The organism is Pseudomonas sp. P5_B2 (genome assembly GCF_056400445.1).
Window position 1 is genome coordinate 1 of the sequence record NZ_JBFULH010001286.1, and the last position, 754, is coordinate 754.

Sequence of the window (754 nt, forward strand, 5' to 3'; positions counted from 1 at the left end):
CTTCTGAGTTCGGCATTTTCATGACTGCCTCGGATCATCGGCTCGAACAAATCCCCGAGCAACGCCTCTGGTATAGGGGTTCCAAAATTATGCACGGTAATAATGACCGCTTGATCTTCAACGCGTGTAGAAACGGTGACTGCGCTATCGGTGGCGCCGTAAGCGGCAGCATTGGCGACCAGGTTTCCGATGAGTTGATAGAGCCGATCACTGTCTGCAGAAAAGTCACCTTGCCCGTACCGCAGATGGGTCAACGTATGCCCGGGAAAAGCCAGGCTCAGCTCATCCAGACAATCGGCCACCAGCTCGTGTATATCGACAGGCTTGGGCAGGACGGAGATACCTCGCCCGACCTGAGTCAAGGTGAAATCCAGCAGATCGGCCACCAGGCGCTGCGCACGCTCGGCCGAATGGGTGATGTGGCCAAGTATCTGGGTCTGTTTGGCATCCATTTCCCTGCGGCCCAGGAGTTCCGTCGCCATTTTTATGGCCGCTAACGGGTTGCGTAGATCGTGACTGACAATCCCGATAAGTTGCTCGGCGAACAGGGCCCTGTCTTCAGCAGCAGCGTACGTGATACGCAACTTGTCCTGGGTCAAATCCAGTACGCGTTGTTCCTCGAGGTGTTTCGCCAGATGCCTTTCGGCAAGCATTCGGGCATTGAGCAGTTCGCGCTCGTACCTTTGCCCATCCACGGCTTTGAACAAAGTCATCTCATGAAATATGCCAGCAGAATGCTCACAGCTGATGGCGC

The 754-nt window shown here is 55.3% G+C and carries 1 protein-coding gene; it reads right to left on the minus strand.

The genetic code is table 11. The annotated features are described in order from the left end of the window. The coding region (locus tag AC1DRJ_RS30780; protein ID WP_477805434.1) for a sensor histidine kinase at positions 1-707 on the minus strand (707 nt) is incomplete at its 3' end. Between the last annotated feature and the right edge of the window lie 47 nt (positions 708-754).